Here is a 16,497-nt window from a genome sequence, read left to right as displayed (position 1 = left end):
CCTTTTTTAGCAATGCCATAGTTATGATCTTTTATCTTTAAAACTTATTGATGGCGATTCTTTAAAAAATCCAATAGCTTATCTGTTTCCCATGTATTTATCACAGTATCTCTTTTTATCCAGCCTTTTTTTGCTGTTGACACACCAATCCCCATATAGGCAAGCTCCTTCGTATGATGGGCATCTGTATTAATGACGAGATGAACTCCCTCATCTTGCGCCATTTTGACATATTCTGCATTTAAATCAAGGCGGTTCGGATTGCTGTTAAGCTCAAGCACTGTATTTGTCTCTTTAGCCAGCTTAATTAAATCCTCCATATCGACCTCGTAGCCGTCCCTTTTGCCGATTTTCCTGCCTGTCGGATGTGCAATAATATCGACATTCTTATTACGAAGAGCCGTCCCCAAACGTTCCATTATTTTCTTTTTAGGCTGTGAAAAGGCCGAATGGATGGATGCAATAACAATATCCATTTGCTCAAGAAGCTCGTCGTCATAGTCGAGTGAACCGTCTGGCAAAATATCCATTTCAACACCTGCAAGAATGGTAATATCATCATATTTCTCATTAAGTGCTTTAATTTTATCTAGCTGCTCTTTCAAACGCTCAGGGGATAAGCCGTTTGCTACCTTCAAATAAAAAGAGTGATCGGTGATTGCCATATATTTGTAGCCGCGCTGTCTATTTGCTTCAATCATTTCTTCGATTGAAAATGCACCATCACTCCAAGTTGTATGCATATGTAGGTCACCTTTGATGTCTTCAAGAGAAACAATTTGCAAGTCTTCTTTGTAATCCTCGACTTCTTTTCCGTCCTCCCGCATTTCTGGAGGAATGAAAGGCAAACCGAAATAGTTGTAAAATTCTGCTTCTGTCGAGAATGTTTCCACTTCCCCTGTCTCCGTATCCTCCACACCATACTCACTGATTTTTTTGCCCCGCTCCTTGGCGAGCTGTCTCATCCTTACATTATGATCCTTGCTTCCTGTAAAATGATGAAGTGTTGTAGCAAATTCCTCTGGCTTCACAAGACGGAAATCAATAGATACATCAAACTCTAATTCAAGAACAATACTTACCTTCGTTTTGCCTGCACCTATGACTTCCTTTATTCCGTTTAATGCCAGCAAGCTATCCTTCACCTCAGACGGTGAATTTGTGGCAATAATAAAGTCTAAATCCTTGATAGTCTCCCGCATTCTTCTTATGCTTCCCGCACGAGAAAACCTTTCGATTTCCGCCATTTTTTCCAGCTCAGATTCAATCGAAAATGCTACCCTGAGCATATAGGCAAGCGGCAAGCGATCTGGTCTTGAACCAAAGCTGTCGAGTGCTTCTAGTATCTTGTCTTCTGTTTTTTTGCCGAAGCCACTAAGTGCTTGCACTTTCTTGTTTTGGCAAGCAAGCTTTAAGTCCTCTGCATTTTCAATTCCTAATTCCTTGTAGAGCTTCGCAATTTTTTTGCCGCCAAGACCTGGGAGCTGCAATAAAGGAATTAAGCCTTTTGGTACTTCTTCCTTCAGCTCCTTTAAAACAGAGGACTCTCCTGTTGCGATAAATTCCTCTATCACTCCAGCCGTTCCTTTGCCTATACCAGGCAATGCAGTATAGTCCTCTATTTCCTCAAGTGTATGTTCATTTGTCTCTAACGCTTGAGCTGCTTTTCTAAATGCACTTATTTTAAAGGAATTTTCTCCTTTTAATTCCATATATATCGCAATTTGTTCTAATTGCCGTACTACATCTTTTTTTGTTGTCATTATAATCACCTACATAATCCTGTTATTGATTAGTATGTTTCCCCTAATTTTGTCAAACAATAATATCATAACATGTTCTGCTGCTTTTCTATAATATGTTGATGCTTAAATGACAACAGAAAAACTCCCCCAGCCTCATTTTGCCGGAAGAGTTTAACTGCCCATTAGGAGCCAACATATTCGAACCATATTTCTTTAATCTTTTCCGAGAAATACGGGGTGTTCTCGATAATGCCTGCTGCAATAAAGGAAGTGTTTAAATGTGTCTGAATAAATTCGACAGGCAGCAGTGCGGCAATATACAGCAAAATAAACAGCACTAAATATGTCTCAACAAAGCCTAATACTGCACCAGCCCAAGTATTAAGCTGTTTAAGAATAGGAAGACTCGCAACAAAATCCACCATGCTTCCGATAATTTGCCAAATTATTTTCACAGCAAAAAAAATCACCGCAAAGGCGATTGCGCGATAAAATACCTCTTCTAAATTCATGCTGCCAAAAAGTCCTTGAACGAAACTGTTCTCACTTGTATTCGTATAAGGTATCCACAAATTTAATTTCTTTGAGAATGGTATATAATATTTCGTTGCCACAATAAAAGCAACGATAAATCCTGTCAAATGAATGATTTGCAGGATAAAGCCTCGTTTCAGTCCTCTCAATAGACCAAAAATCAGCAGAATAATGACGATTATATCTAACATGAACTTTATTCAGCCCTTTTCTCTATTTAATTCATTCTCCAGTTCTTCCACGCGATCTATTAATTTAATATAGTCATTTACAATATTCACAGCTGTCAACACTGCTAATTTATTCAAATCAAGGGAAGTATTCTTCCCATTTATCTCGCGCATTTTTTTGTCTACGATAGAGGCAACCAATCGAACATGATTAGAAGATTCTTGGCCAACTATTACATATTCCGTTCCATATATTTTCACATTCGTACGGTTTTTTTGTACATCTGACACTATATTGCCTCCAATTCTTAAGAATCCTATTCTATATCATACCATGAAGTGACTTTAGGTGGGAAGTCATTGCATATTAAATGGGGCAAGTTTTACAGCTTCTCCCTATTAAAGCGCACAAAAAAACTGGCCGTAATGGCCAGCTTCTTTGTTAACGAACTAACTTTTAAAAGAGAAGTTTGTTTTCCTATAAAAGATTAACCTCTTAATACTGCTCCTGCTTTTTCTTTAACAGCTTCTAGCACTTTGTCATGTGATTTTGTAATCATTTCATCTGTTAGAGTCTGTTCTGGATCGAAGTATTTCAGAGAGTATGCAATTGATTTTTTGCCCTCTTCCATTTTGTCGCCTTCGTACAGGTCAAATACTTGCACTTCTTTCAACAAGGAGCCGCCTGCTTCAACGATGATGTTCTGAATGTCGCCAGCTAGAATTGTTGCATCGACAACAAGTGCAATATCTCTTGTTACACTTGGGAATCTTGGAATTGTTGTATATTGCAGCTCGTTTACTTCTGTTGCCAGCAGTTTGCTTAAGTCTAATTCAAAGACATATGTTTCCTTCAAATCAAGCTCATTTTGAACTTGTGGATGCACTTGGCCTGCGAAGCCGATTGATACACCGTTGAACAGAATTTCAGCTGTTCTTCCAGGGTGCATTCCATCCATTGTTCCGCGCGTAAACTCGATTGACTTAGCTACTCCAAGCTTTTGGAAAAGTCCTTCAAGCACCCCTTTTAAAACGAAGAAATCGACTGGCTTTTTCTCGCCTTGCCAAACATGAGATACCCAAGAACCAGTAATTGCTCCGGCAACATGCTCTCTTTCTTCTGGAAGCTGATTTTGTTCCGTTTCTAAGAACACAACTCCTGTTTCGTACACGGCAAGACTGTCATTTTGACGTGCTGCGTTATACTTAACTACCTCAAGTAGCTGTGGAATAATGCTTTGTCTTAACAATGCTCTCTCTTCACTCATCGGCATTGCCAAACGAACTGGATTTCTTTTTTCTAGTGCAAACTGCTGCACCTTCTTGTCGCTTGTTAATGCATATGTGATAGCTTGATACAAGCCAGCACCTTCTAGGTATTTGCGAACAGAACGACGCTTCTTCTGATACTCTGTTAATGCTCCAGGGATAGAAGCACCAATTGGCAGAGTTGTTGGGATATCATCATAGCCAAAAAGTCTTGCCACTTCTTCTGTTAAGTCTTCTGGAATAGTAATATCATTTCTTCTCGTCGGAACTGTCACTGTAAAGCTGCCGTTTTCCAAAGACGTTTCAAATTGCAGTCTTTTGAAAATATCAGTAACTTCATTTTCTGTTAAAGAAGTTCCTAATACATTGTTCAGCTTCTCTAGCGTGATGGATACAACCTTTGGCTCAGCTTTAAGTGCATCAACTGCTGCCTCACCTTCCAACACATCACCTCCAGCATAAAGCTGTAGCAGTTGTGCTGCTCTTTCTGCAGCTTGACGGACACGATTCGGATCAATCCCTTTTTCGTATCTTGCACTTGCTTCACTTCTTAACCCTAATGTTTTGGAAGATTTACGGATAACTCCAGCTTCAAAATACGCAGATTCAAGAAGAACTGTCGTTGTATCATTTTGAACCTCTGAGTTGGCTCCACCCATAACACCAGCTACAGCCACACCAGTTTCACCGTTTGTAATTAACAGATTATCTTCAGATAATGTTCTTTTCGCGTCATCCAATGTAGTAATTGTTTCGCCAGCTTTTGCTCTTCTCACAAGAATTTCCTTTGAGCCAAGTCGATCATAGTCAAATGCATGAAGAGGCTGACCGTATTCAAGAAGAATATAGTTCGTGATATCAACAACATTATTATGTGGACGGATACCAGCAGCCATCAGTCTTCCTTGCATCCATAATGGCGATGGAGCAACTTTAACGTTTTTAATAATTTTAGCAGTGTATAATGGAGCATCTTCACTGTTTTCCACTTTAACACTAACATAATCAGCTGCTTTTTCTGCTGCTTTCGGATAATCAACTGCAGGAAGCTTTACATCCTTGCTTAACACTGCTGCAACTTCATAGGCAACTCCAATCATGCTTAAGCAATCAGAACGGTTTGGTGTCAGCCCTAATTCAAGGACCGCATCATCACGCTGTAAATACTCAAGTGCGTCTCTTCCTACTTCCACATCACTTGGGAACACGAAAATACCCTCTGAGAAATCCTTTGCAACTAGCTTCGATTCAATGCCAAGCTCCGTAAGGGAACAAATCATTCCATTTGATTCCTCACCGCGCAGCTTTGCCTTTTTAATTTTGAAGTTGCCTGGCAGGACTGCTCCAACTTTAGCGACAGCCACTTTTTGACCAGCATCAACATTCGGTGCGCCGCAGACGATTTGTACTGGCTCACCATCACCGACATCCACTAAGCATTTATTTAATTTATCTGCATTCGGATGCTGCTCACGCTCTAGCACATGTCCGATGACGATATTTTTCATGCCTTCATTCAATACTTCAACACCTTCAACCTCAATACCGCTTCTTGTGATGCGATCAGCTAATTCTTCTGGTGTTATATCATTTAAATCTATATATTCCTGCAACCATTTATAAGAAACTAACATTTGCTTTCTCCTCCAACCTTAATATTCTGGCACTGAAAATTGTTTTAAGAAACGGATATCATTTGTATAGAAATGGCGAATGTCGTCCACTCCATACTTCAGCATAGCGATACGTTCTGCACCGATTCCAAAGGCAAAACCAGAATATTTCTTCGAGTCAAACCCTGCCATCTCCAGTACATTTGGATGAACCATCCCTGCTCCAAGCACTTCAATCCAGCCAGTGCCTTTACATACACTGCAGCCTGCTCCCTTACAAATACTGCAAGAAATATCCACTTCTACAGAAGGCTCTGTGAATGGGAAGAAGCTTGGACGCAGACGGATTTCTCTGTCATTTCCGAACATTTTTTTCGCGAAAACTTCAAGTGTACCTTTAAGATCGCTCATACGAATATTTTCATCAATAACAAGTCCTTCAATTTGCATAAATTGATGGGAATGTGTCGCATCATCATTATCACGGCGATACACTTTTCCTGGACATATAATTTTAACAGGGCCTTTTCCTTTATGCTTCTCCATTGTACGTGCTTGAACTGGTGAAGTATGTGTTCTTAAAAGCAGTTCTTCTGTGATATAGAAGGAATCCTGCATATCTCTTGCTGGGTGGTTTTTCGGCAGATTCAATGCTTCGAAATTATAATAATCGACTTCTACCTCTGGACCTTCTTCTACCGTATAGCCCATTCCAATAAATAAATCCTCTACTTCCTCAATCACTCTTGTTAAGGAATGGTGATTCCCAACCGCAACTGGACGCCCTGGAAGTGTAATATCGATTGTTTCAGAAGCGATTTTCTTTTGAACCTCTGCTTCTTCCAGCATCGTTTGCTTCTCTTCAATATGGCTTGTAATCTCATCACGAATGACATTGACTAAAGCACCCATTTTCGGACGTTCTTCTGCTGATAATTTACCCATTCCCTTTAATACTTCTGTAATGGGACCTTTTTTGCCAAGATAAGCTACTCTTATGTCATTTAACTCTTTTACGCTTTCACTGGCTGCTATTGCTTTTAAAGCTTCTTCTTGCAGTTCCTTTAATTTCGCTTCCAATGTTCGTTTCCTCCTTGTAATTTTGCATGAATTGCACAAGCTTAAATTCGCTTTACTTTGAATTAGAACATAAAAAAACCCCATCCCTATAAAAGGGACGAGGTTTATGTATTCGCGGTACCACCCTAATTAACCTGAATTTCAGCATTCAAGTTCACTTCATTTGGATAACGGCATAAATGCCGGAACATCTTTACAATTTCCATAAAGAAATTGGTCCCGATGCCAACTCAGGAGGTGAACTTCATTCATGCTGCCAGATAAAAATGCTTTCAGTCAAGGCATTTTCTCCCTTTATCAGCAGGGCTATAAACTACTTTTCTCCATCAACGTTTATTCATCATGCAATTTGCCACTATTATAGTATATTTTAAAGCGCATTTCAAACCCATTTTGTAATTAGGCCACACTCAAACGAAATGATACATTAAAATTCCTGCAGCTACGGCCACATTCAATGATTCACTTTTACCATGAATCGGAATATATAAATTTTTATCAGTTGCCAAAAGCACTTCTTTACTTACACCGTTTCCTTCATTACCAACAATTAAACAAAAGGATTCTGCTGCGGGTACTTCTCGGTAATTAACGCCATTTTCCAAGCTTGTCCCATAAACAGAAACTCCCTTTTCCTTCAAGCCTTCTATGAATTCCGGCAGGTTCTGCTTAATGATAGGCAGGTGAAAATGGCTTCCTTGTCCAGAACGGACTACTTTTGGATTATATATATCGACAGTGCCATCCCCAACGATTACTGCGTCAATTCCTGCAGCATCTGCTGTGCGGATTATTGTCCCAAGATTCCCCGGATCCTGCACCTGATCAAGGGCAATAAAGGACTTACCTGTTAATAATGCTTGCTCATCTCTATATTGCTCACACAGCGCTACAATTCCTTGCGGTGTTTCTGTGTCAGTCAGCTGTAAAATAATTTCTTTTGTTACAATTGTAACGGAAATATCTCCATAATCCCATGCTGGCATTTCTATTTCCTCAGAAATAATTAAATGCTTTATCGCATTTGCTTTAAGCGCCTCTTCCACTAAATGAAATCCTTCAACAAGAAATGTTCCTGTTTTGTCTCTTTCCTTTTTGGTCAGGCATTTTTTCCACTCTTTAACTTGAGGGTTTTTGGCAGAAAGTATATGTTTCAAATTGCATGTCTCCTCACTTAAACTAACCATTGCTTCCTATTTTTTTATTATAGCGTAAAGAATATACATAATAAACGGCAAATGAGAAATGATATAGTGTGGGCTTTCTTATAATAGAAAAAAGGAGTGCTATCCATGAGTTTAAACTTACGAAACGCGATTATCCATAATGTTTCAGGTAATTCACAAGATGAGCTAAAAGCAACAATTGTTGACGCTATCCAAAATGGCGAAGAGAAAATGCTACCAGGTCTTGGTGTGCTGTTTGAAGTAATCTGGCAAAATTCTTCTGATCAAGATAAAACAGAAATGCTGCAGACACTTGAGACTGGATTAAAATAAATTTGGGGGATTTAATTTTCCCAGACTTAAAAAAAAGATCAACTGATCCGTAAAAGCTTCTTGGCTATAGGGTGCAACACAGCCAAGACAGAATTTCTTCACTTAAAACTTATTCATATCACCGTATAGGAGGAGAATATATTCCTCCTATTTTTTTTGTCCCCAAAAATTTATTACTTATTTATGAAACTTATTTATTAGTCATTCGTATTTCCATACTAGCATTCATTTGTAATGTTATAATCTTGGTATATCAGGGTATAATTCTAATAGTTTTTTGTGCTATACTACGTTACATATATTTTTACATAGATGCAATGTAATAATTAAAGAAAAAAGGTGAAGATAACTTGACGAAAAAGAAGTTTCATTATTGGCTTTTGCAAGTATTATTGATTGTAGCAATCATATATGTTTGCACAAAAATATCGTTTTTATTCCAGCCTGTAGCTGTATTGTTCACTACTTTGTTTTTCCCCATTATCATCACAGGCTTTTTGTATTTCCTGCTCAACCCGATCGTAAATTTCTTGCAAAAATATAAAGTGCCGAAAACATTAGCCATTATTATTATTTATGTAGTAGTAATAGGATTAATTATTTTAGCTGTCGGCAGTGTCATTCCGCTAATTAGCAAGCAGATCACTGAGCTTTTCAGTAATATTCCAAACTATGCGGATCAAGCTATTAAATTCTTTAATACTCTAAATGATACGAAGCAATACAAATGGCTCCTTAATCAGGAATATGTCACAATGGGCGACATTACCGAAAAGCTGAATGACTATGCTCAAACAATTCCAAGCAGCATAACAAACAGCATTAGTGCCATCATCAGTACGATGACAAATATTACGATAACGATTGTTACTGTTCCTTTCTTGCTCTTTTACAGCTTCAAGGACGGCAGTAAGTTTCCTTCCGCCTTATCGAAGTTTTTCCCTGTTTCTTACCGCAAGGAAGCTACAAAAATTCTAAAAGATACTGGTGACACTTTAGCTGCTTATATTCAAGGACAAGTAATGGTTGCCCTGTTTGTAGGTACACTTGCTTTAATTGGTTACTGGATCATTGGTCTTGACTATGCTTTAGTAATGGCATTGATTGTTGCTGTAACTAACATTATCCCATATGTTGGACCATTAATCGGCGGAGCGCCTGCTGTTATTATCGCATTATTTACTTCACCAACACAGGCTCTTTTAGTCATTCTCGTCATTACGATTGCTCAGCAAATCGAAGGTAATATCCTTTCACCACTTATTTTAGGTAAAAGGCTAGATACCCATCCTGCTACCATTATTGTTCTGTTGCTTGTTGCAGGAAACCTTGCAGGCATACTTGGAATGATTTTGGCAGTACCAACCTACGCTGTAGCAAAAACAATTGTCTTAAACATCAATCGATTCTTAAAGGCACGAAAAGCGGCGATATTAAACAATACTCCGCCCCCACCACCGCCAATCGATTTAAGTTAATTTAAAACGGTTTGTCCAGTAATCGGGCAAACCGTTTTTGGTTTCTGCCTATCATTTAAAAAGTTTATTTTTTAGTTCATGATTAACTGCTTTGTGCATATCACTAATATACCTTTAATCATTTTTTACTTATTAAAAGGAGTGTTCTTAGGTGATTGGCTTTTTAATTATTATATGCGAAATTGCTTTTTGGATATTTGTACTATTGGGGTTGTTTTGCCGGTATATGTGGAAGAAAAAAAAACTAAGTGCAGCTTTTCTTCTCGCCACACCAATTATCGATTTACTTTTTAATCGCTTTTACGATTATAGACATCAATAAGGGCAGTGAAATCACGGTATTCCATGGGCTGGCTGCTGTATATATCGGTGTCACCATTGCCTTCGGACACAGTATGATTAAATGGATGGATGCCCATTTCAGCTTCCGGTTTGCAGGTGGAGAAAAGCCTGTAAAAAAATACGGACGGGCGCATGCAATACAAGAGATGGTTGGTTGGCTGCGCCATCTTGTTGCTTTTGCAATAGGTGCCTGTTTGCTTTATTTGATGACATTATTTATTCCTAAAGAAGATATAAAAACCTTACTTCCACTTATTCAGGTATGGACAATTGTCCTTGGTATCGACTTTCTAATCAGTTTCAGCTATTGTCTTTGGCCGAAGAAAAAACCATCTAGTGTTACTAAATAAAAAAAGAGACCAGTTTATTTTCCCTGGTCTCTTTTCTAATTATTTGAATGTAAGTTCTTTCACTGTCTCACTGTCGAGCTTTTTAATAACCTCGATAATAAGCTTAACAGCATTTTCGTAATCATCACGATGAAGCATTGCTGCATGTGAATGGATATAGCGCGTTGCAATTGTTATAGACAATGCCGGCACACCATTATGTGTTAAGTGAATGGCACCTGAATCAGTACCTCCGCCAGGCACACTATCAAATTGATAAGGTATATTTTGAGCATCTGCAGTGTCTGTCACTAAGTCTCTTAAGCCTTTATGAGAAACCATGCTAGCATCATACAAAATAATTTGAGGACCTTTACCCATTTTACTCAATGCTTCTTTTTCTGTTACGCCAGGTGTATCTCCAGCGATACCAACATCCACGCCGAATGCAATGTCAGGCTGAATTTTCTGCGCTGCCGTTCTTGCACCACGCAAGCCGACCTCTTCCTGAACTGTTCCGACACCATAAACAGTATTAGGATGCTCACTGTCCTTTAAGCCTTTTAGTACATCAATGGCAATAGCACAGCCAATACGGTTATCCCATGCCTTAGCAAGCAGCATCTTTTCGTTGTTCATAACAGTGAACTCAAAATATGGTACGACCATATCTCCTGGCTTAACTCCCCATTCATGTGCCTCTTCTTTAGAAGCAGCACCGATATCAATAAACATATCTTTAATTTCAACCGGCTTTTTACGGGCTTCTGGAGACAGAATATGCGGTGGTTTTGAACCGATTACACCAGTGATATCTCCTTTGCTTGTTACAATCGTCACACGCTGTGCCAGCATTACTTGTGACCACCAGCCTCCTACTGTCTGAAAGTATAGGAACCCTTTATCATCAATCCTTGTGATCATAAAGCCTACTTCATCCAAGTGGCCTGCCACCATGATTTTCGGACCGTCTTCTTTACCTGTCTTTTTGGCAATAAGACTCCCTAAATTATCTGTGGTCACTTCATCCGCATATGCTGATATGTATTTTTTCATTACTTCTCTTGGTTCTCTTTCATTGCCTGGTATGCCTTTAGCGTCTGTCAGATCTTTAAGCATTGATAATGTTTCATCTAGCTTCATTATACTTCGACTCCCTTAATATTAATCATTCAAATCATTCTTATTATACTAATAAATTAAAAATCTTCCTAGTATTATGCTGAGATAGTGATGTAATCATTAATATTATGCTTTAAATTCGCTGTTTTAAAAGTCTCTTTCGTATTTTAAAAAATATTTTCTAAAATTTGAAACCTTATTTGTTTTTACACGTATAGAATTAGCTAAAGTTTTATTTAAAAAATTTGGAGGCTTTATATATGATGTTGCTCTTGCGTTTGCTGTTATTGGCTCTTATCATCTTTATTGTTTATCGTATCATTTCATTTGCTGCTAGCCCTGTACGAAGGCTTGAATTTGCTAAAAGAGGCAATAGGTTTTATTTGATTGACGACCGAAAAAATGTCAGAATGAATCTCCTTGTCACTTATAAAGGATTTTTATTTGAAGGGGAAAAATATGTACACCCTGTTGACAATAAAACGGTAAGCAGGATTTTATTATGGCCGACTGAACCTTATGACACGAAGCTAATGGAAGCTGATGTCCGTTTTTTGGAGGAATCATTAAAAGCTGTTTATCCTAATTCAAAAATAGACTGGAAAAAATCCTAATAAAAATTAAAAAGCTAAACGGAGTGTTTAGCTTTTTTTTCTTGCTTATTCTCTTTAAAAAACTCATGCCATTTAATAATGGTCATTTTCTCTCGCAAAATATACACTAATACAGCTAATGCAAATAAAATAACAATAATCATCGTCGGTGAAAACTGGCTGATAAACTGCCCAAAAATAGTATAAAAAAAGGCAAGCGGGATATTTGTGGCAAAAGAGGATTTTAAATAATTTTTAAAAGTTTTTGTCCGCTCCAGAAGGCAAAAGTTTAAGAGATGATAATGAATAAAAGGGATTAGCCTCAAAACAGCTACTTGACCTGTTGTAAGATTGCGGTATTCACCGAACCACCTTTTCTTTAAGACACTTAGCTTTTGATGCGTTTTGGGCATTCGGTGAATGACAATATAGAAAAACAGACAGTTTATTGTCAGACCTATGACCGAATAAATGGTTCCGAATGTTACACCAAAAAGGACTCCACCGGCTATACAAACTAGCATTGGCGGGATGAACAACACTTGCCTTAAGGTATGAAAGAGAATAAACGCTATCGGTGCAAGTACCCCGCCTATTTCTACCATAACAAAAAGCATGGATAATTGATCTTCCATTCTATCACCTTCAGTTTGTGAGAATCATGCTGTTACTTAAGTGTATAGCCAAACCTTCGAATTTATGCTAATTCATTTAATATATATAGGAGTACTATCGTCTCCACTATTGCTAGCATTGGAAGACCAAGTTTAAAGGCTGTATGCTTCGTCTTATGACGAAATTGCTTCATTCCGAGTGTCATGCCTAAAGCTCCGAACAAAAAGGCAACAGTCCATAATTGTTTTTCGCTGATCCGATAAGCATGCCGTCTAGCCCGATCCTTATCTATTTTCATAACAAAATATCCGGACAGATTAATAAGAAGCCAATATATACAAATGATTTGGATAGTCATTTTCTTCCTCCTAATCTTTTCTTTATAAACAAAAAGAAGGCATGATATATGCCTTCTTGTTTTAAGCTTAAAAAGCTTATTTAATGTTTTGTTTTGCTACTGTTGCTAATTCAGCAAATGCTTTTTCGTCGCTTACAGCAAGCTCAGCAAGCATTTTGCGGTTTACTTCGATACCAGCAACTTTCAAACCGTGCATTAAACGGCTGTAAGAAAGACCGTTGATGCGTGCAGCTGCGTTGATACGAGTAATCCAAAGTTTGCGGAAGTCGCGTTTTTTCTGACGACGATCGCGGTATGCATACATTAGGGATTTCATAACCTGTTGGTTAGCAACTTTGTATAATGTATGTTTTGAACCGAAATAACCTTTAGCTAATTTAAGAACTTTTTTACGACGTTTGCGTGTAACTGTACCGCCTTTAACACGTGGCATATTATTTCCCTCCTATTTGGAAAAATTACTTAATGTTTACTAATAAATTACGGATGCGTTTGTAATCTCCTGAAGATACAATAGCACCTTTACGAAGCTTACGTTTTTGTTTTGTAGATTTGTTAGCGAATAAATGGCTTGTGTAAGCATGTGAACGTTTTAGTTTACCAGAGCCAGTCTTTTTGAAACGCTTAGCTGCTCCACGGTGAGTTTTCATTTTTGGCATTTCGTATTCCTCCTCGTTTACTTGTCGTTTTTAGGCGCTAAAGTCATAAACATGCTTCGGCCGTCCATTTTCGGGTGTGATTCCACTGTGGCAACTTCTGTACAAGCTTCTGCAAATCGAACTAGTACACGTTGACCAATTTCTTTATGTGTAATGGCACGTCCTTTAAAACGGATGGATGCCTTAACTTTATCGCCCTTTTCCAAGAACTTGATTGCATTGCGAAGCTTTGTATTAAAGTCATGCTCATCAATTGTCGGACTAAGGCGAACCTCTTTGATATTAATGATTTTTTGATTTTTACGTGCTTCTTTATCTTTCTTTTGCTGTTCAAACTTATATTTACCGTAGTCCATGATACGAGCTACTGGTGGTTTGGCATTTGGAGCAACAAGAACTACATCAAGATTTACACGTGTTGCAATTTCAAGAGCTTCAAATTTCGTTTTAATGCCAAGTTGTTCACCGTTTTGGTCAATAAGACGAACTTCTCTAGCACGAATACCTTCATTTAAAATCATATCTTTGCTAATAGTTAAACACCTCCAAGGTTAATTGACGAATACAACGTTCGGGTCAAGAACTTAACAAGAAAAGCTTCGCGATTCTTTTTCGTGCTAAGTACCAATTGACACTTGACTCCCCAGTTGAAATCGCATATTTGGACTTGCATCCAAAATAAAAAGTGTGGACGATTCAAAAATCACCCACACTTACGATAACCATAGTAAGACCTAAATTGTTTACGTAATACCTGTTAACTACTTGGAATCCGTGTCAATCAGGTGAGAAGCGGGTGCTTCTTCTTTTCCTCAAACTTTATATTCAATTTACCTTAGTAACTATATCACAGTCGAAATGGATAAGTCAACGAAAGAATTATCACAACGAAAAAAATTTTATCAAAATTCTTACGTTATTGCAATACTTTTTGCATAATTTCCTGTTTTTTCGGTCTAACTCCGTATTTTGGAAAAGTTTTTTATCTCTTTACTTCCGCCAAAAGACCTTGAAGAAAAGCATCGAAAGGAATTGTTTCAGACTTTTGCTCTCCGTATTTACGCACATTGACAGCATTCTCTTCCACTTCTTTATCACCTACAACAAGCATGTAAGGGATTTTTTGCATTTGTGCTTCCCTGATTTTGTAGCCTATTTTCTCGTCACGCTCATCAAGCTCCACACGGAACCCTTGATTTTGAAGCTGCTCTTGTACTTTTTTCGCATAATCAAAATGAACAGATGGCGATACTGGAATCACTTGAACTTGAACAGGTGCAAGCCATGTAGGGAACGCTCCTTTATATTCTTCAATCAAGAAGGCAATGAATCTTTCCATTGTTGATACAACACCTCTGTGGATAACAACAGGGCGATGTTGCTTGCCGTCTTCGCCAACATATGTCAGATCAAAGCGCTCTGGCAATAAGAAGTCAAGCTGCACAGTTGAAAGTGTCTCATCCTTGCCTAAAGCAGTTTTAACTTGAACATCAAGCTTTGGACCATAGAATGCTGCTTCTCCTTCTGCTTCGTAATAATCTAAGCCAAGGTCATCCATTGCTTCTTTCAGCATGCTTTGTGCTTTGTTCCACATATTATCATCATCGAAATATTTCTCTGTGTCTTGTGGATCACGGTAAGACAAACGGAAAGAATAATCTGTCAGGTTAAAGTCCTTGTATACATCAAGCACAAGGTTAACAACACGTTTGAACTCATCCTTAATTTGATCAGGACGAACGAAAATATGAGCGTCATTTAAAGTCATCCCGCGAACACGCTGAAGTCCAGATAGGGCACCAGACATCTCGTAGCGGTGCATTGTTCCAAGCTCTGCAATACGTATTGGAAGCTCTCTGTAGCTGTGGATGTCATTTTTGTACACAACCATATGGTGTGGACAGTTCATTGGACGAAGAACAAGCTGCTCATTGTCCATGTCCATTACAGGGAACATATCCTCTTGATAATGATCCCAGTGACCAGAAGTCTTGTAAAGATCAACACTACCCATGATTGGTGTGTATACATGCTGATAGCCTAATCTTTCTTCTTTATCAACAATATATCTTTCCAAAATTCGTCTGACTGTTGCACCTTTTGGCAACCACAATGGAAGACCTTGTCCGACTTTTTGAGAAGTCATAAACAAATCAAGCTCTTTACCGATTTTACGGTGATCTCTTTCCTTTGCTTCTTCCAATAAGCGAAGATGCTCATTAAGATCTGCTTTTTTGAAGAAGGCAGTTCCATAAATACGCTGCAGCATTTTATTGTCACTATTACCTCTCCAGTATGCTCCTGCAATATTCAATAGCTTGAATTCCTTTAATTTACCTGTAGAAGGCACATGCACACCGCGGCAAAGGTCAATAAACTCGCCTTGCTCATATAATGTTACTGTCTCGTCAGCCGGAATGGCTTCAATCAGTTCTAGCTTGTATTCATCATCCATCTCAGTAAAGAGCTTAACCGCATCATCACGGCTTACTTCTTTACGAACGATTTCCAAGTTTTCATTGATGATTTTTGCCATTTCCTTTTCAATTAAAGGCAGATCCTCTGGAGTAAGTGATTTCTCCAAGTCAATATCATAGTAAAAACCGCCTTCAATTACAGGACCTACTCCAAGCTTTACATTTCCATGCAGCCTTTTAATTGCTTGTGCCATCAAGTGAGCAGTACTGTGGCGAAGAATTTCCAGCGCCTCTTCTCTTTCAGGTGTAATGATCTCAAAAGAAGCATCTTTATCAATAGGTCTTCTTAAGTCAAATAGTTCACCATTCACTTTACCTGCAAGGGCTTTTTTCTTTAATCCAGGACTAATTGATCCGGCAATTTCTTCTGTAGTTGTACCTGCAGAAAACTCCTTAACCGCTCCATCTGGAAATGTAATTTTTATCATTTCTGACATAACTATTTCCTCCTTCAAATGCTTGTTTATCTCTTCATGCTAAAGGACCAAAACACAAAAAAACCCGTCCCTGTAGAAAGGGACGAGTTTATATGAAATAATCACGTGGTTCCACCCTAATTCCCGCTTTTCCCTTTCAAAGGTCCAAACGGCTTTAGAAAAACAGATAACGGCTGC

17 protein-coding genes and 2 other annotated features are annotated in these 16,497 nt (G+C 38.3%); of the genes, 4 read left to right on the top strand and 13 right to left on the bottom strand.

The window, feature by feature from the left end; genetic code table 11:
- Positions 1-44 precede the first annotated feature (44 nt).
- The 6 genes from polX to EM808_RS05645 form a co-directional block, all read right to left on the bottom strand.
- The gene (gene polX / locus EM808_RS05670; RefSeq protein ID WP_127737899.1) at positions 45-1,766 is read right to left on the bottom strand and encodes a DNA polymerase/3'-5' exonuclease PolX; all 1,722 of its coding nucleotides are present in this window, start codon (positions 1,764-1,766) and stop codon (positions 45-47) included.
- 161 nt (positions 1,767-1,927) lie between these two features.
- The gene (locus tag EM808_RS05665; protein WP_127737113.1) at positions 1,928-2,470 is read right to left on the bottom strand and encodes a CvpA family protein; all 543 of its coding nucleotides are present in this window, start codon (positions 2,468-2,470) and stop codon (positions 1,928-1,930) included.
- A gap of 9 nt (positions 2,471-2,479) precedes the next feature.
- Positions 2,480-2,740, bottom strand: coding sequence for a cell division protein ZapA (gene zapA / locus EM808_RS05660; RefSeq protein WP_127737111.1), 261 nt, complete (start codon positions 2,738-2,740; stop codon positions 2,480-2,482).
- Between the two features lie 197 nt (positions 2,741-2,937).
- Positions 2,938-5,352: a phenylalanine--tRNA ligase subunit beta gene (pheT, locus tag EM808_RS05655; RefSeq protein WP_127737109.1), complete on the bottom strand. Its 2,415-nt coding sequence runs from the start codon at positions 5,350-5,352 to the stop codon at positions 2,938-2,940.
- Between the two features lie 18 nt (positions 5,353-5,370).
- Positions 5,371-6,411, bottom strand: coding sequence for a phenylalanine--tRNA ligase subunit alpha (gene pheS / locus EM808_RS05650; RefSeq protein ID WP_127737107.1), 1,041 nt, complete (start codon positions 6,409-6,411; stop codon positions 5,371-5,373).
- A gap of 90 nt (positions 6,412-6,501) precedes the next feature.
- Positions 6,502-6,750 (bottom strand) — a binding site (T-box leader).
- Between the two features lie 71 nt (positions 6,751-6,821).
- Positions 6,822-7,568 (bottom strand): TrmH family RNA methyltransferase, encoded by a 747-nt coding sequence (locus EM808_RS05645; protein ID WP_127737105.1) that lies wholly within the window; start codon positions 7,566-7,568, stop codon positions 6,822-6,824.
- A 135-nt stretch (positions 7,569-7,703) separates the two neighbouring features.
- Between EM808_RS05645 and sspI the strand changes: the two genes are divergently transcribed.
- From sspI to EM808_RS05630, 3 genes are all read left to right on the top strand, one after another.
- Positions 7,704-7,910: a small acid-soluble spore protein SspI gene (sspI, locus tag EM808_RS05640; RefSeq protein WP_127737103.1), complete on the top strand. Its 207-nt coding sequence runs from the start codon at positions 7,704-7,706 to the stop codon at positions 7,908-7,910.
- Between the two features lie 350 nt (positions 7,911-8,260).
- Positions 8,261-9,388 (top strand): AI-2E family transporter, encoded by a 1,128-nt coding sequence (locus EM808_RS05635; RefSeq protein WP_127737101.1) that lies wholly within the window; start codon positions 8,261-8,263, stop codon positions 9,386-9,388.
- A 248-nt stretch (positions 9,389-9,636) separates the two neighbouring features.
- Entirely contained in the window at positions 9,637-10,080 is a 444-nt protein-coding gene (locus EM808_RS05630) for a hypothetical protein (protein WP_328590369.1), read from the top strand.
- A 39-nt stretch (positions 10,081-10,119) separates the two neighbouring features.
- Here EM808_RS05630 and EM808_RS05625 read toward each other — a convergent pair whose 3' ends face one another.
- The gene (locus EM808_RS05625) at positions 10,120-11,205 is read right to left on the bottom strand and encodes a M42 family metallopeptidase (RefSeq protein ID WP_127737099.1); all 1,086 of its coding nucleotides are present in this window, start codon (positions 11,203-11,205) and stop codon (positions 10,120-10,122) included.
- Between the two features lie 236 nt (positions 11,206-11,441).
- On the opposite strand from EM808_RS05625, the gene EM808_RS05620 reads away from it, so the two are divergent.
- Positions 11,442-11,795 carry a sigma-w pathway protein ysdB gene (locus EM808_RS05620; RefSeq protein ID WP_127737097.1) on the top strand — a complete coding sequence of 118 codons (354 nt, stop codon included), beginning with the start codon at positions 11,442-11,444 and terminating at the stop codon, positions 11,793-11,795.
- 14 nt (positions 11,796-11,809) lie between these two features.
- Here the strand turns inward: EM808_RS05620 and EM808_RS05615 are convergent, their stop codons facing one another.
- The 6 genes from EM808_RS05615 to thrS all read right to left on the bottom strand — a co-directional run bounded on the left by EM808_RS05615 (position 11,810) and on the right by thrS (position 16,320).
- Positions 11,810-12,409 carry a TVP38/TMEM64 family protein gene (locus EM808_RS05615; protein WP_127737095.1) on the bottom strand — a complete coding sequence of 200 codons (600 nt, stop codon included), beginning with the start codon at positions 12,407-12,409 and terminating at the stop codon, positions 11,810-11,812.
- A 62-nt stretch (positions 12,410-12,471) separates the two neighbouring features.
- Positions 12,472-12,747 (bottom strand): DUF1294 domain-containing protein, encoded by a 276-nt coding sequence (locus EM808_RS05610; RefSeq protein WP_127737093.1) that lies wholly within the window; start codon positions 12,745-12,747, stop codon positions 12,472-12,474.
- A gap of 76 nt (positions 12,748-12,823) precedes the next feature.
- Positions 12,824-13,180 carry a 50S ribosomal protein L20 gene (gene rplT / locus EM808_RS05605; protein ID WP_127737091.1) on the bottom strand — a complete coding sequence of 119 codons (357 nt, stop codon included), beginning with the start codon at positions 13,178-13,180 and terminating at the stop codon, positions 12,824-12,826.
- 25 nt (positions 13,181-13,205) lie between these two features.
- A complete protein-coding gene (gene rpmI, locus EM808_RS05600) occupies positions 13,206-13,406 on the bottom strand; it encodes a 50S ribosomal protein L35 (RefSeq protein ID WP_127737089.1) in 201 nt (66 codons plus the stop codon).
- A gap of 17 nt (positions 13,407-13,423) precedes the next feature.
- The gene (gene infC, locus EM808_RS05595; protein WP_127737087.1) at positions 13,424-13,927 is read right to left on the bottom strand and encodes a translation initiation factor IF-3; all 504 of its coding nucleotides are present in this window, start codon (positions 13,925-13,927) and stop codon (positions 13,424-13,426) included.
- A 152-nt stretch (positions 13,928-14,079) separates the two neighbouring features.
- Positions 14,080-14,220: a sequence feature (ribosomal protein L20 leader region), on the bottom strand.
- A gap of 168 nt (positions 14,221-14,388) precedes the next feature.
- On the bottom strand, positions 14,389-16,320 hold the full coding sequence (thrS, locus tag EM808_RS05590) for a threonine--tRNA ligase (protein ID WP_127737085.1): 1,932 nt from the start codon (positions 16,318-16,320) through the stop codon (positions 14,389-14,391).
- Positions 16,321-16,497 lie beyond the last annotated feature (177 nt).

The sequence above is a fragment of the Niallia taxi genome, assembly GCF_004005475.1.
Taxonomy (GTDB): Bacteria; Bacillota; Bacilli; order Bacillales; family Cytobacillaceae; genus Niallia; species Niallia taxi.
The sequence above is the reverse complement of the archived record's forward strand: the minus strand, read 5'-3'. Positions and strand labels throughout refer to the sequence as shown.

Coding starts and splice junctions, on each gene's coding strand:
- EM808_RS05665 (WP_127737113.1), bottom strand. CDS start 2,470: ATGTTAGATATAATCGTCATTATTCTGCTGATTTTTGGTCTATTGAGA.
- pheT (WP_127737109.1), bottom strand. CDS start 5,352: ATGTTAGTTTCTTATAAATGGTTGCAGGAATATATAGATTTAAATGAT.
- sspI (WP_127737103.1), top strand. CDS start 7,704: ATGAGTTTAAACTTACGAAACGCGATTATCCATAATGTTTCAGGTAAT.
- EM808_RS05620 (WP_127737097.1), top strand. CDS start 11,442: ATGATGTTGCTCTTGCGTTTGCTGTTATTGGCTCTTATCATCTTTATT.
- EM808_RS05615 (WP_127737095.1), bottom strand. CDS start 12,409: ATGGAAGATCAATTATCCATGCTTTTTGTTATGGTAGAAATAGGCGGG.
- EM808_RS05610 (WP_127737093.1), bottom strand. CDS start 12,747: ATGACTATCCAAATCATTTGTATATATTGGCTTCTTATTAATCTGTCC.
- rplT (WP_127737091.1), bottom strand. CDS start 13,180: ATGCCACGTGTTAAAGGCGGTACAGTTACACGCAAACGTCGTAAAAAA.
- rpmI (WP_127737089.1), bottom strand. CDS start 13,406: ATGCCAAAAATGAAAACTCACCGTGGAGCAGCTAAGCGTTTCAAAAAG.
- infC (WP_127737087.1), bottom strand. CDS start 13,927: ATGATTTTAAATGAAGGTATTCGTGCTAGAGAAGTTCGTCTTATTGAC.
- thrS (WP_127737085.1), bottom strand. CDS start 16,320: ATGTCAGAAATGATAAAAATTACATTTCCAGATGGAGCGGTTAAGGAG.